The 13,968-nt window shown below is 70.9% G+C and carries 12 protein-coding genes; 7 read left to right on the top strand and 5 right to left on the bottom strand.

Features of this window, described 5'->3' with window-relative positions:
* The first annotated feature begins 49 nt into the window (after window positions 1-49).
* Complete coding sequence (locus AFR_RS00660) at window positions 50-823, top strand: RNA ligase family protein (RefSeq protein ID WP_238547218.1); 774 nt, start codon at window positions 50-52, stop codon at window positions 821-823.
* Here the strand turns inward: AFR_RS00660 and AFR_RS00665 are convergent.
* Window positions 804-1,997, bottom strand: coding sequence for an LOG family protein (locus AFR_RS00665; protein WP_023357363.1), 1,194 nt, complete (start codon window positions 1,995-1,997; stop codon window positions 804-806). The genes AFR_RS00660 and AFR_RS00665 overlap by 20 nt on opposite strands.
* Before the next feature lie 18 nt (window positions 1,998-2,015).
* Between AFR_RS00665 and AFR_RS00670 the strand changes: the two genes are divergently transcribed.
* Both AFR_RS00670 and AFR_RS00675 read left to right on the top strand, forming a co-directional pair.
* On the top strand, window positions 2,016-3,005 hold the full coding sequence (locus tag AFR_RS00670; RefSeq protein WP_023357364.1) for an ADP-ribosylglycohydrolase family protein: 990 nt from the start codon (window positions 2,016-2,018) through the stop codon (window positions 3,003-3,005).
* Between the two features lie 29 nt (window positions 3,006-3,034).
* Window positions 3,035-3,457, top strand: coding sequence for a DUF3151 domain-containing protein (locus AFR_RS00675; protein WP_023357365.1), 423 nt, complete (start codon window positions 3,035-3,037; stop codon window positions 3,455-3,457).
* A gap of 278 nt (window positions 3,458-3,735) precedes the next feature.
* On the opposite strand, the gene AFR_RS48750 is transcribed toward AFR_RS00675, so the two are convergent.
* The 3 genes from AFR_RS48750 to AFR_RS00695 all read right to left on the bottom strand — a co-directional run bounded on the left by AFR_RS48750 (window position 3,736) and on the right by AFR_RS00695 (window position 8,614).
* Window positions 3,736-4,749 (bottom strand): MinD/ParA family ATP-binding protein, encoded by a 1,014-nt coding sequence (locus AFR_RS48750; protein WP_438829921.1) that lies wholly within the window; start codon window positions 4,747-4,749, stop codon window positions 3,736-3,738.
* Between the two features lie 1,602 nt (window positions 4,750-6,351).
* A complete protein-coding gene (locus AFR_RS00690; RefSeq protein WP_023357368.1) occupies window positions 6,352-7,320 on the bottom strand; it encodes a diacylglycerol kinase family protein in 969 nt (322 codons plus the stop codon).
* 1 nt (window position 7,321) lies between these two features.
* Window positions 7,322-8,614, bottom strand: coding sequence for an adenylosuccinate synthase (locus AFR_RS00695; RefSeq protein ID WP_023357369.1), 1,293 nt, complete (start codon window positions 8,612-8,614; stop codon window positions 7,322-7,324).
* 229 nt (window positions 8,615-8,843) lie between these two features.
* Here AFR_RS00695 and purD point away from each other — a divergent pair, with 229 nt between their 5' ends.
* Window positions 8,844-10,085: a phosphoribosylamine--glycine ligase gene (purD, locus tag AFR_RS00700; RefSeq protein WP_023357370.1), complete on the top strand. Its 1,242-nt coding sequence runs from the start codon at window positions 8,844-8,846 to the stop codon at window positions 10,083-10,085.
* Between the two features lie 63 nt (window positions 10,086-10,148).
* On the opposite strand, the gene AFR_RS00705 is transcribed toward purD, so the two are convergent.
* Entirely contained in the window at window positions 10,149-10,601 is a 453-nt protein-coding gene (locus AFR_RS00705) for an SCP2 sterol-binding domain-containing protein (RefSeq protein WP_023357371.1), read from the bottom strand.
* Window positions 10,602-10,731: 130 nt separating this feature from the next.
* On the opposite strand from AFR_RS00705, the gene AFR_RS00710 reads away from it, so the two are divergent.
* Genes AFR_RS00710 through purB form a run of 3 tightly spaced genes read left to right on the top strand, consistent with a single transcriptional unit; the run spans window position 10,732 to window position 13,948 of the window.
* Complete coding sequence (locus AFR_RS00710) at window positions 10,732-11,277, top strand: ArsR/SmtB family transcription factor (protein WP_041840488.1); 546 nt, start codon at window positions 10,732-10,734, stop codon at window positions 11,275-11,277.
* Window positions 11,274-12,530 (top strand): MFS transporter, encoded by a 1,257-nt coding sequence (locus AFR_RS00715; protein WP_023357373.1) that lies wholly within the window; start codon window positions 11,274-11,276, stop codon window positions 12,528-12,530. Before AFR_RS00710 ends, AFR_RS00715 begins: the two co-directional genes overlap by 4 nt.
* Window positions 12,527-13,948: an adenylosuccinate lyase gene (purB, locus tag AFR_RS00720; protein ID WP_023357374.1), complete on the top strand. Its 1,422-nt coding sequence runs from the start codon at window positions 12,527-12,529 to the stop codon at window positions 13,946-13,948. Before AFR_RS00715 ends, purB begins: the two co-directional genes overlap by 4 nt.
* Window positions 13,949-13,968 lie beyond the last annotated feature (20 nt).

A 13,968-nucleotide genomic window follows, 5' to 3' on the forward strand; every position in this document is an offset into this window, starting at 1 on the left:
GCGGTAAACGCTTTGCGGCAGGTGGCGCGGCGGCGCTTCAATGCCAGCCATGGACCTTCGCCGAGTGGACCTCCGGGCGCTCAACTCCCTGACCAAGTACCCGTCGATCCCGACGTACCACCTGCTCGACCCGCGCAACGGCGGGCTGCAGGACGAGTCCGTCGTGTTCTCCGGGCCGGTTGTCGGGACCGAGAAGGTCGACGGCACCAACGCCCGGATCATCCTGGTGCCGGGCGGCGACTGGGTGCTCGGCTCCCGGGAGGAGCTGCTCTGCGCCAAGGGGGACCTCATCGGCAACCCGTCGCAGGGCATCGTCGCCGCACTGAAGCCGGTCGCCGAGGCCCTCGCCCCGGTCGACGATGAGCGGATCCGCGTGTTCTACGTCGAGCTCTACGGCGGCAAGGTCGGCAGTGCTGCCAAGCAGTATACGACGAACCCGGCCCGCTTCGGCTGGCGGCTCTTCGACGTGCTCGAACTCCGCGATCACGCCGAGCAGCTGAGCTGGCCCACCGAGCGGATCTCCGCCTGGCGTGAGGGTGGTGGCCAGCCGTTCCTCGCCGAGGAGAGCCTGGCCGCGGCCGCCGCTGACGCCGGCCTGGAGCTGACGCCACGACTTTTCACCGTGGACGCGTCGGAGCTCCCGACCGACCTCGAGAAGACGAACGCCTGGCTCGGCGAACACCTGCCGGCGACCCGGGTGCGACTCGACGACGGTGCTCAGGGTGGCGCCGAGGGCATCGTGCTGCGGACGATGGACCGCGGCGTGATCGCCAAGGCGCGGTTCCAGGACTACGCGCGCACCCTCAAACGCCGTCGACGCTGAGGGCGCGGACCGCCTCGTCCAGGTCGTCGGTGACCACGATCAGATCCGACTGGTCACCGTGCGGTGAGCGAGCCAGTAGGGGCCTGAGCAGGGCCTCTACTGGCAACGCCGACCAGTGGTCGACCCCGAGGAAAACAAACGCGCCCGACGGCCCGTCGGTGCGGTAGAACGTCTTCGTCGCCGCCTGGAAGACCTCCTGCACGGTGCCGGCCCAGCCCGGGGCAAAAACGATGCCGCCCCGGGAGAGACGCAGGATCGAGTCCTCGCGGACCGCGTTCGAGAAGTACTTGCCGATCTGGCCCGCGAACAGGTTGGCCGGCTCGTGACCGTAGAGCCAGGTCGGCAGGGCCAGGCCGCCGTGGCTCAGCGGGGACTCGGCCGCCGGTGCCGGGTAGGCCGCCCGGACAGCGAGCGCCGCAGCGGTGTACGGGTCGTGGTCCATGAAATCCGGCGCGGGCGCGAGCAGGTCGATCGCCGCCGACAACTCGTCGGCGGTCCGCGAGGAGAGGTACGCCCCCAGGTTGGCGGCCTCCATGACACCCGGCCCACCGCCGGTCACGATCAGCCGCCCGGCGCCGGCCAGCCGCCAGGCCAGCGTCGCGGCCATCCGGTACGCCGCGGAGCCGCGCGGTTCGGCGTGCCCGCCCATGATCCCGACCGCGCCGCGGGCGCCGTGAGTCCCGACCCAGGCGGCGAGGGCCTTACCGAGCGCGTTGTCGATGCCGGCGTCGTGCAGACGCTGCGCGATCGCCTCCCGCAGGTCGGGTGCGGCACTGCCGTGGTCGAGGAAGTGCTGGTAGACGAGGGTGTCGTACATCCCGGCGAAGCCGTGCTCGGCAAAACCGAAGGACAGGTCCTCGGGTGTGTAGAGGTGCGCGGGATGTGTCGGGTAAGGCCGTGCGGCGAACGGTGGGATCAGGTGGGCGCCGCGCCGGATCAGATCGATCTCGACCTCGGGCGCGGCCAGATGGCAGCCGACAAAAAGCGTGCCGCTCACGTCCACACCGGCGAGCTCGGGCGGGTCGAGGTCGAGCCGCACCCCGAGGACGATCAGCCCGGCCAGCGACCCCTTGGCCAGATGGGTGTCGAGCTCGGCACGGGACTCGATCTCAAAAGCGGTGGCATCGAACGGGACGTCGCCGCCGAAGACGGACTGCAGGGGATCACCGGGCATCACCGTAGGGTAGTCAGCGTGAAAAACGCGTCCGGATCGCTGTTCGGGTTGGCGTACGGGGACTCGCTCGGGAAGCCGACGGAGTTCCAGGACTACGCGACCATCGTCACCGAGTACGGGCCCGGTGGCCCGCAGCGGCTGGAAGGCAACCCGGCGCTGGTGACCGACGACACGCAGATGATGCTCGCGGTCGGCGAAGCGCTGCTGGCGGCCGGTGACCTCACGCCCGGAAGCTTCGAGCCGGTGCTGCGGCAGGCGTTCCTCGACTGGGCGATCAGCCCCGACAACAACCGCGCACCGGGCATGACCTGCCTCCGTGCCTGCGGAGAACTGTCGGACGGCCGCCCCTGGCAGCAGGCGTCCCAGATTCACTCGAAGGGCTGCGGCGCCAACATGCGCGTCACCCCCGTCGGGCTGATCCCCGGACTGACCGACGAGCAGCGCTCAGGAGCCGCGCAGCTCCAGGCCGGACTGACCCACGGACACGCGACGGGGCTCGCGGCGAGTGAGTTGACCGCTTTCGGCGTACGGTGGCTGGCCGACGGTCTCGCACCGCAAGATCTGCTGGCCCGGCTGCGTGACCACTGCGCTGACCAGCGCAAGGTCTATCACCACGAGTGGCTCGGCGACCTCTGGCAGCGGCCGACGATCGAAACCCCTGAAGAGTTCATCTCCCGCGGCTGGGACGAGAGCGCTGCGGCCCTCGACCGGGTCGGCGCGGCCCTCGACCGCGGCGACTACACCGGCGACCCCTGCCTGGCCACCGGCGCCGGCTGGATCGCCGAAGAAGCCCTGGCCACAGCCCTGTACTGCTACCTGATCTCACCGGACGAGCCCGTCGCGGTCCTCGGCCGGGGCGCGGCCTCCTCCGGCGACTCCGACTCCATCGCCTGCCTGGCCGGCGGCTTCGCGGGGGCCGCGCTGGGCCTGGCCGCCTGGCCTGCCGCCTGGCAGGAGCAGATCGAATACACAGACCGTTTGTCGGCCCTGGGCACCGCCTGGGACTAACCGCCGGGCCGGCACGGTTGAATAGCACCATGCAGAACCTCCTTCCCGAACCGCCGGCCACCCGCCTCCCCGCCGACGCCGAGGCCGACACAGCCCTGGCCGAGGCGGCGAAGGCCGGCACCGACGACGCGTTCAAGACCGTCGCCGCCCGCTTCCCGGCGTTCAGCGGCGCCTGGGCTGCGCTGGCCGAAAGCGCACTGGCGGAGAAGCAGCCGGTGACCGCCTACGCCTACGCCCGCACGGGCTACCACCGCGGGCTCGACGCCCTGCGCCGCAACGGCTGGAAGGGTCACGGCCCGGTGCCGTGGTCCCACACGCCCAACCAGGGCTTCTTGCGCTGCCTGCACGCCTTGTCGCTGGCCGCGGCCGAGATCGGCGAATCCGACGAGGCGGCCCGCTGCGCCCAGTTCCTCCGCGACAGCGACCCGGCCGCCGCCGACGCCCTGACCTGATCCTTCAGAAAATCAAGAGCTGGATGTCGTGCCTGGGTGGGTGGCGCAGACCGTCGCTCCCGCCGATTGCCGGCTGAGTGATGGGCTGAGCTCCGTCGCCGCTCCGCGCCGACAAAACCGGCCCGGACCGGCACTTGCTCTCTGTCCGGCTCCCGCAGGCCGTGGCCGTGCGTGCAACGTCGCGAAGGTGAGCTGACTGCGCGGGGTTCGAGACGCACGTGAGGTGTTGGAAATGCGAAGGCCAGGCCACCCACCCGGGTGGCCTGGCCTTCGCGGTGTCAGAGGCCTTCGGCCACGGCGGCGGCGATCTTGAGCCAGGAGTCGCGGGTGCCGGAAGACAGGTGGCCGTACCGGAGAGGCTCGCCGGAGTCGATCAGCTTCTCGTACGGCGCCAGCAGCACCGCGCGGGTGCGGGCCGCGAAGTGGCGTTCGATGGCCGGAAGGTCGATGTCCTTGCGGGTCGGAGGCATCGTCACGACACTGACCGCCTGACGGACCAGCCGCTGCCGGCCGCTCTGCTCCAGGTGGTCGAGCATCCGCGCCGCGGTCTCGGCCGAGTCGTTACGCGCGGACATGGTGATCACCAGCTGGTCGGTGGCATCCATCGCCGCCTGCCAGTTCTGCGCCCGCACGTTGTTACCGGTGTCCACGAAGATCAGCTTGTAGAACCGGCTGACGATCTCCCGGATCTCGGCGAACGCACTGGCCGTGAGCATCTCACCGGCGGTCGCGGACTCGTCGGACGCGAGCACGTCGAACATGCCCTCACCCTGCGCCCGGACATACTGGCTCAGATCCCCGACCCGCCCGTGCGACCCCCGGAACAACTGCAGGTCCCGCATCATGTCCCGCACCGTACGAGCGTGGAAGTCCTGCTGCGCCCGCATGCCCAGCGTGCCCTGGGTCTCGTTGTTGTCCCAGGCCAGCACGTACCCGCCGCGCTTCTGCCCGAAGGTCATCGCCAGCAGCAGCACCGCAACGGTCTTGCCGGCACCGCCCTTCGGATTGACCACGGTCACCTGCCGCAGCCCACCGAAGTTGCGCCGGACCATCTCGACGTCCTGCTTGTACTCCTGCTCCCGCTTGCCCGGCGCCAGCCGGACCAGCCCCATCGTGCCCTTCTGCAGCATCGCCCGGGCGCCCATGGTGGCGGTCGGCTCCGCCGGCTTGGCCAGCCGCCGCCGCGCAAACTCCTCCGCGGTCGGCGTCCCGTCCGAAACCCAGGGCAACTGCTGGTACGGGTCCACCGAAGGCCCAGGCTGCCCCTGCTCACCGGTGTTCGGCTGCTGCACATGCGGATGCGGCGGCACGGCCCGCTGATCAACGCTGGGCGGGTAAGGCCCAGGCGGCAGCGGATGCGGCGCCTGCCCCTCCATCATCCAGGGCGGCTGATTGTTCGGCCACGGCCCGGGCGGCCCCGGATGCGGCGGCATCGGCCCAGGCCGCCCTTGATTCACCGGCCCAGGCGGCACCGGCCCAGCCTGCTGCGGTCCTGCCTGCTGCGGCCCGGCCTGCTGCGGCCCGGCCTGCTGTGGGCCTGGCTGTTGCGGTCCTGCCTGCTGGGGTCCCGGTTGCTGGGGCCCGGCCTGCTGAGGGCCGGGTCGGTTGGGGCCTGGCTGTTGCGGACCGGTCTGTTGCGGACCCGGCGAGTTCGGGCCTGGCGGCACCGGCCCGGGTTGTTGCTGCGGCCCGGGCTGTTGTGGTCCGGGCGGCACAGGCCCGGGTTGCTGCGGCCCGGGTTGCGGTGGTCCCGCCTGATGTGGTCCGGGCGGCACAGGGCCGGGCTGCTGCGGCCCGGGCGCCTGCGGTCCGGCCTGGTGTGGTCCAGGCGCCACCGGCCCGGGTTGCTGCGGTCCCGCTTGCTGAGGGCCCGGCTGCGGTCCGGATTGTTGCGGTCCGGGCGGCGTGGGTCCAGGTTGCTGCTGTCCGACGTGCTGCGGTCCGGGCTGAGCGGGACCAGCGTTCGGCGGCGTGGCCTGCTGTGCGCCGTTCTGTTGAGGTCCGGGCGGGGTCGGCTGAGGGCCCGGAGGCACCGGCCCGGCGTTCGGCGGGGTCGGCTGCTGCGTACCGGCCTGGCCTGCGCCGGTCTGCTGCTGGTTGGGCAGGGCCGGGTTCGGCGGGGGGCCGATGGTGCGCGGGGTGTCGGGCCCGACCGGTCCCGCGCGGTAGACCGCGCCGGAATTGTCCGCATCGCCGTTTTCTGGGCTCTGGCGGGGTGTCAGCGCAGGTTGATAAGTAGTGAGCGGGACGGCCGGGGCAGGCCGCGGCGTCGAGCTGGTGGTCTCCGGTCCGGTGCGCTGCTCGGGCACCGGACGGCCGTCACCCTGGCCCGTGGCAGGTCGCTGCGGCGGCTGGGACCACGGCGAGTCCGACGTGGCAGTCGTACCCTGCTCGGCACTGCTGACCGGCGCGGTCGCACCCTCCGAAGTGGTTGGCGAGACCTGGGCGGACCCGGTGAAATGACCGGAATCGGCAGTCCGGGGTGCGATGTTCGGCCACGGCTGAACCCCACCATCCGGACCTGGCTGCTGCCGGGGCGGTTGCGGCGCGGGCGGCGTCTGCTGGTGGAAGACCGGCGGCGCTGGCTGTGGCGGCACGACCCGGTCCGTCGGCCGGTAGACGCCGGAGTCGCCCTGCTGCGGGGCAGGCGGGACAGTCACCGGCGGGGCCGGTGGGAGCGGGAATGCCTGCGGTGCGTCCCTCGGCACCGGCTTGCCACCGTGCACCGGGGCGTTCAGCTCCTCCGGTGGCCAGAACGGCTCGACGTCCCGGTCAGGTGGCGTACCGTTCGTGCCCGGGACGTAGACGCGGTCGGCGTTCTCGTCCTCCACGGATGCGACCTCCCCGTAAACAAAGATTCGTACCTGAGTGCTAGTTCAGACTCGCACAATCGGTCATCCCGCGTACACCGCCCAGGCGCCGGGCTCGGTCCACCACGAACGTTTGCGGGTCATCGTCCCGGCGACGCCGTCGTCGAGGAACTGCAGCTCACCGTCGCGGGGGAGCACCGAGACCGCTCGGCCGCGGGCACGGCGCACCTCAATGCGTACGCGGGGCTTCTTGAAGCGTTGTTTGACGATCACCGGGACCGCCACGGCGACTTCGACGCGGCCGTCGGTCGGGTCTCCGTCGGTGAGCAGCGGCAGGCCGTCGAACTCGGCGTAGGCGCCGGCGTTGCCGATCGCGCACGCGATGATCCGGTCGGTGCCGTCGGAGAGCACGGCGTCGTCGACCTCGATGCGGCCGCGCCACGGCACCGCGGCGCCGTTGTCGTCCGAGCCGCCGACCAGCGCGCCGTCCACGGTGACCGAACCGCCGTCGTTGCGCAGCAGGTCGAGACGCCGGACCGTGCCGGTGAGCACGGCCGCGGCGACTGCGGCCGGCTCGCGGGGCAGGCCCAGCTGTGCGGCGAGGTCGGTGGTGCTGGCCGGGTCGAGCGGCAGGATCGCGATCGGCGGCAGGTCGGGCACCGTGCGGTCGTCGGCGAGATCGGCCGGGCGTTTGCTGGGCGGCGGCGCGTAACGCCGGACCAGCCGGCGCATCACCGCACGCAGCTGCCCGTCGGTCGCGGTCGCCACCACCAGGCGCAGCTTGGTGTCCGGGTCGGGCCAGGACAGGCCGTCGGCCCGCCCGGCCGCGTCGAACCGCGCGATGACCGCGTCGATCTCCGCGTCCGAGGCGGCGGTCACCGTCTCCACCCGCGCCCCGGCCTGGGTGAGCGCATCCGCACACTTCAAGACGGGTACGCGGGGAGTGTCGCAAACCTCACGCTCGGCGGAACCGCAACCACCGCAGGCCGAGCCGCACGCGCCCGCGGACGTGCCGCCGCCCTCGGCGAGGCTGAGCACGATGACGTCGTACACGTCAGGCCTCGCTCAGCACCGAGTGCCGCTCGATGACTTCCTCGCGGCCGGGGCCGACGCCGACGACGGAGATCCGCGCGCCGATCCGGGCCTCGACGAACTCGACGAAGCGCTGGGCGTTGTCGGGGAGTTCGGCGAAGCTGCGGGCGCCGCTGATGTCCTTCTTCCAGCCCGGGAGCGTCTCGTAGATCGGCGTCGCGTGGTGGAAGTCGCTCTGGCTGTACGGCATCTCGTCGTGGCGCACACCGTTGACGTCGTACGCGACACAGACCGGGATCTCGTCCAGCCCGTCGTAATTGTCCAGTTTGGTCAGGGCGAAGTCGGTGACGCCGTTGATGCGCTGGGCGTACCGGCCCATGACCAGGTCGAGCCAGCCGATGCGGCGAGGGCGGCCGGTGGTGGTGCCGTACTCGTGGCCGACCTCGCGGAGGTAGTCGCCGACCTCGTCGTGGAGCTCGGTCGGGAACGGGCCCTCGCCGACGCGGCTGGTGAAGGCCTTCAGCACCGCGACCACCCGGTCGACCCGGGTCGGCGGGATGCCGGAGCCGGTGCAGGCGCCCCCGGCGGTCGCGTTCGAGCTGGTCACGAACGGGTAGGTGCCGTGGTCGACGTCGAGCAGGGTGGCCTGGCCGGCCTCGCAGAGCACGACCTTGCCGTTGTCGAGTGCCTGGGACAGCTCGAGGGCGGTGTCGGCGACCATGGGCCGGAGCCGCTCGGTGTAGGAGAGCAGGTCGGCGATGACCTCGTCCGGCTTGATCGCGCTGCGGTTGTAGATCTTCGACAGCACCTGGTTCTTGAACGACAGGGCCGCCTCGACCTTCTGCCGCAGGATCGACTCGTCGAAGAGGTCCTGGATGCGGACGCCGAGACGGTTCATCTTGTCCGCGTACGTCGGGCCGATGCCGCGACCGGTCGTGCCGATCCGCCGGGCGCCGAGATAACGCTCGCTGACCTTGTCGAGGGTGCGGTTGTAACCGGCGATGACGTGCGCGTTCGCGCTGATCCGCAGCCGGGAGGTGTCGATGCCGCGGGCCTCGAGCCCTTCGATCTCCTGGAACAGCACCGCGAGGTCGACGACAACACCGTTGCCGATCACCGGCGTGACGCCGGGCGTGAGGATGCCGCTCGGGAGCAGGTGCAGGGCGTATTTCTCACCCTTGATCACGACGGTGTGGCCGGCGTTGTTACCGCCGTTGAACTTGACCACGTAGTCGATCCGGTCGCCCAGGAGGTCCGTGGCTTTGCCCTTGCCCTCGTCGCCCCACTGGGCGCCGACCAACACGATCACCGGCACTTGACTGACGCCTTCCGTTGCACACGTCGTACGCGGAGAGGCCCGGGTACTGCCGAAGTTTACGCGACCGCGCAGCTCACCGCCGGACGGTTCCCCACAGGCCACCCTCGGTTATCCACAGGCAGGCGGTGAGTTATCCACAACTGGCCGTCCGATCGTCGCGGCGCGTGCACTGTGGACCTGTGGACGACTGCGATGGTGATCGGCGGCGGCCCGTAGGATCTGCGGCGTGCGTGTACTTCTGATCGGATCCGGCGGCCGCGAGCACGCCCTTGCCGTCGGCCTTGCCGCGGACCCCTCGGTGGAGCAATTGATCGCTGCACCGGGCAATCCGGGCATCGCATCGGTTGCCGAGCTGCGAGACGTCAAAGCCACCGACCCGGCGGCCGTGGCGGCGCTGGCCGTCGAGGTGGCTGCCGACCTGGTGGTCATCGGCCCGGAGGCACCGCTCGTCGCGGGAGTCGCCGACGCCGTCCGGGCCAAGGGCATCGCCTGTTTCGGCCCGACCGGCGCCGCGGCGCAGCTCGAGGGCTCGAAGGCGTTCGCCAACGACGTGATGGACGCTGCGGGTGTGCCCACCGGCCGCTCACACGCCTGCACCACGGCCGAGGAGGTGTCCGCCGCGCTCGACGAGTTCGGCACTCCGTACGTGGTGAAGAACGACGGTCTCGCCGCCGGCAAGGGTGTGGTGGTCACCGACGACCGTGCGGTCGCGGAGGAGCACGCCCGGGAGTGCGGCCGGGTGGTCATCGAGGAGTTCCTCGACGGCCCGGAGGTCTCGCTCTTCGTGGTGACCGACGGCACGGCCGCGGTGCCGCTGATGCCGGCCCAGGACTTCAAGCGGGCCCGCGACAACGACGAGGGGCCGAACACCGGCGGCATGGGTGCCTACGCGCCGCTGCCGTGGGCGCCGGCCGACCTGGTCGAGCGGGTGATGGCGGAGACGGTCCAGCCGACGCTGGCCGAGATGCGCGATCGGGGCACGCCGTTCGCCGGCCTGCTCTACGTGGGGCTGGCGCTGACCACCAAGGGCCCCAAGGTCATCGAGTTCAACGCGCGCTTCGGTGACCCGGAGACGCAGGTCGTTCTGGCCCTGCTGGCCTCGCCGCTCCGCTCACTGCTGCACGCCGCCGCCACGGGCACGCTGGCTGATCTTCCGCCGCTGCGGTGGTACGACGGTTCTGCGGTGACTGTGGTCGTGGCCAGTCACAACTACCCCGGGACGCCCCGGACGGGTGACGTGATCGAGGGCGGCGAGCAGCCTGGTGTGATCCACGCCGGGACGGCCCGCCGCGAGGACGGCGCTCTGGTCTCTGCTGGTGGCCGCGTGCTGACGGCGACCGCGACCGGTCCGGACCTGGCCGCGGCCCGTGGGGCGGCCTACGCGCTGGTCGACAGCATCACGCTCGAAGGCTCGCACCACCGCCGGGACATCGCCCTGGCCGCAGTCGAAGGCCGCATCAAGCTCTAGACAGCTGTAACACGCGAACGCCCCGCCGGGCAGGTGCCGGCGGGGCGTTGCTGGGCGCTGGGGTCAGTTCTTCGGGATGTCGAAGAGCTTGGCGACCTGGGCGGCCAGGCCGAGGTCACCCTTCGCCTTGATCTTGCCCGTCATGAACATCATCATCGGGTTGCCGTCGCCGGTCACGACCTTGAGGAACGTCACCGGGTCCATCGTCATGGCGAGCTTGGGCTCGCGGACGGGCTGGTTGGTGACGGTGCAGGCGCCGTTCTCGATCACCGTTTCGTAGGTGTCCGTGCTGCCGCCGGGGCCGCCCGTGATGTTCCAGTGGATGACGGCCTGCGTCGCGCCGGCGCGGTCTGCGCGGAACAGCGTGGGCATCCGGTTGAACACCTCGTCGAGGATCTTGCTCCGGTTCTCGTTGCCCATCACCTCAGCGAGCTTCGAGTCCGGGGTGGACTTGACGAGCTGGGCGAACTCCTTCGGGCCGATCGTGGCGAACGACTCGGGGCTGAAATCAGTCATCGGTGGACCTTTCGGGATGAGCGCCAGACCTACTCGCGAGTAACCCTAGCGATAACCGCGTCGGCTTGCAGTGTCGCAACCACCAAACAAGTGTTGGACAGTGAGCCCCGTCTCTCCTAGACTCCCCAACATGTCTTTGGGAGACGAGTCCGACCGTCGTCAGGCCGCGCTACGGGCGATGGCGCACCCCGTCCGGCTGCGGATCCTGTCGCTGCTGACCGGCGCCTCGCTGACCGCAGCCGACGTCGGGCGGGAGCTCGGTCTCACGCATGCCAACGCCAGCTACCACCTGCGCCAGCTGCTCGCGGCCGGGATGATCGTGCAGGCCGGCGAGGAGCGCATCCGGGGTGGCGTCGCCAAGCGCTACCGCTACGACTCCGAGCGGGACCGCGCCCGCGACCGCGAAACCTTCGGTGACCAGGGCTTCGACACGCAGCGTGCGCTCTTCGCGGCGGTCGCCAACGAGCTGACCCGCCGCACGGCCGAGGCGAACTGGTCGGTCGGCGCGACGATGACCGACGCCGAGCTCTGGGTCGACCCGGAGGTCTGGCGGGAGATACGCGACCGGATCGTCCAGGCCAGCCGCGATCTGCACGACGCGGCCCAGGCGCCGCGCACCCCTGGCACGGTCCGCACCAGCTCCACCATCGCGATGTTCCGCATGGAGGACTCGTGAACGCCCTGGCGCCGCTGCGGATCGTCCCGTTCCGCTTCCTGCTCGCCGGTCGCACGATCAACTCCCTCGGCAACGCGATCGCGCCGGTCGCGCTGGCCTTCGCGGTCCTCGACCTGACCGGTTCGCCGCGCGACCTCGGCCTGGTCGTCGGCGCGCGCGTGCTGGTCAACGTCCTGTTCCTGCTCTTCGGCGGCGCGCTCGCCGATCGCCTGCCCAAACACCTGCTGATGGTCGGCGCCAGCATCGCGGCGGCGGTCACCCAGGCGGCGGTCGCCGCCCTGGTCCTCTCCGGTACGGCCACAGTCGCGCTCCTGATCGCCCTGTCCGCGGTCAACGGCATGGTGAGCGCGCTGGCCCTGCCGGCCTCGTCCTCGATCGTTCCGCAGCTCGTCCCGGCCGACCTCCGCCAGCAGGCGAACGCTCTGAGCCGTCTGCTCTTCAACGGCGCGTTCATCGTCGGCGCCCCGATCGGTGGTGTGCTCGTCGCGGGTGTCGGCCCGGGCTGGGGCATCGCGGTCGACGCGGCGGCCTTCGCCCTGTCGGCGATCGCGTTCGCTCTGCTCCGGCTGCCGCCGCGGGCGGACGAGAAGGCGGAGCGGACGAGCATCTTCACGGAGCTCCGCACCGGCTGGACGGAGTTCCGCAGCCGTACCTGGTTGTGGGTTGTCGTCGCCGGCTTCGGTGTCATCAACGCGTGCATCAGCGGCGGCCTGAACGTGCTCGGTCCGGTCGTCGCGGATGACACTGTCGGCCGCAAAGCCTGGGGTTTTGTGCTCGCGGCGCAGACCGCCGGCATGCTGCTCGGCGCGATCCTGGCCCTGCGGATCCGGCTGAGCCGGCTGCTGTTCTTCGGCGTCGCCTGCATGGCGCTGGAGATCCTGCCGATGGTCACCCTCGGCGTCGTGCCGCACCTCGGGCTCCTGCTCGGGGCCGCGTTCCTGGCCGGCGTCGGCGTCGAGCAGTTCGGCGTGGCCTGGGAGACGACCATCCAGGAACACGTCCCCGCCGACAAGCTCGCACGCGTCTACTCGTACGACATGGTGGGCTCTTTTGTGGCGATCCCGATCGGGCAGGTCGCGGCCGGGCCGATCGCGGAGGCCGTCGGGATCGAGCCGACGCTGGTCGGGACGGCCGCGCTGATCGGTCTGGCGGTGATCGGGATGGTGAGCAGCCGGGACGTGCGTAACCTGCGGCACCGTCTCCCGACGAGCGCGAAGGCCGCCGATCCGACCATGGAAGAATCGACGCCGTGAGCATCCCGAACGTCCTCGCCAGCCGTTATGCGTCCGCCGAACTCGTCGACCTGTGGTCGCCCGAGGAGAAGATCCGGATGGAGCGCCGCCTCTGGCTCGCCGTCCTGCGGGCGCAGCGCGACCTCGGCATCGCACTCCCGGACGGCGTCGTCGAGGCGTACGAGAGGGTGGTCGACGATGTTGATCTGGCCAGCATCGCGGCTCGCGAGCGGGTGACCAGGCACGACGTGAAGGCGCGCATCGAGGAGTTCAGTGCGCTGGCCGGGCACGAGCACATCCACAAGGGCATGACCTCGCGGGACCTCACCGAGAACGTCGAGCAGCTGCAGATCCGGGCCTCGCTCGAGCTGATCCGCAGCCGCATCGTCACCACGCTGGCGCGGCTCACCGAACGCGCCGTCGAATACAGCGACCTCGTCCTGACCGGTCGCTCGCACAACGTCGCGGCGCAGGCGACCACCCTCGGCAAACGGTTCGCGAGCGCCGCCGAGGAGCTGCTCATCGCGTACGAGCGACTGGACGACCTGATCGGGCGCTACCCCCTGCGCGGCATCAAGGGACCGGTGGGGACGGCTGCCGACCAGCTGGACCTGCTCGACGGTTCCTTCGAGAAGCTGGCGGGCCTCGAGCAGCGCGTCGCCGAGCACCTCGGCTTCACCCGCGTCCTGACCAGCGTGGGCCAGGTGTACCCGCGGTCGCTCGACTTCGACGTGGTGTCGGCGCTGGCCCAGGTGGTCGCGGCGCCGTCCTCGCTGGCCACGACGATCCGGCTGATGGTCGGCCAGGAGCTGGTCACCGAGGGTTTCAAGGCCGGTCAGGTCGGCTCGTCGGCGATGCCGCACAAGATGAACACCCGCTCGTCCGAGCGCGTCAACGGTCTCGCGGTGATCGTCCGCGGGTACCTGTCGATGGTCGGGGAGCTGGCCGGTGACCAGTGGAACGAGGGTGACGTCTCCTGCTCGGTCGTCCGCCGGGTGGCCCTGCCGGACGCGTTCTTCGCCGCCGACGGCCTCTTCCAGACGTTCCTCACGGTGCTGGACGAGTTCGGCGCTTACCCCGCGGTGATCGCCCGTGAGCTGGACCGTTTCCTGCCGTTCCTCACGAGCACGAAGCTGCTGGTCGCGGCGGTGCGCAAGGGTGTCGGCCGCGAGGTTGCGCACGAGGTCATCAAGGAGCACGCGGTGGCCGTCGCGCTGGCGATGCGTGAGAAGGGTCTCGCCGAGAACGACCTCTTCGACCGGCTCGCGAACGACGGCCGGCTGCAGCTGTCCCGCGCGGAGATCGACGCCCTGGTGGCGGATCGCGCGGCATTCATCGGTGCTGCCCCCGCCCAGGTCCGGGCTGTGGCGGAACGGGTGGCGGCGATCGTGGCGGCGCACCCGGAGGCGGTCAAGTACGCCCCGGCGCCGATCCTCTAGTCACCGGTGATGCCGTCGGG

The sequence above is a fragment of the Amorphoplanes friuliensis DSM 7358 genome (assembly GCF_000494755.1).
In the GTDB taxonomy this organism is placed as follows: domain Bacteria; phylum Actinomycetota; class Actinomycetes; order Mycobacteriales; family Micromonosporaceae; genus Actinoplanes; species Actinoplanes friuliensis.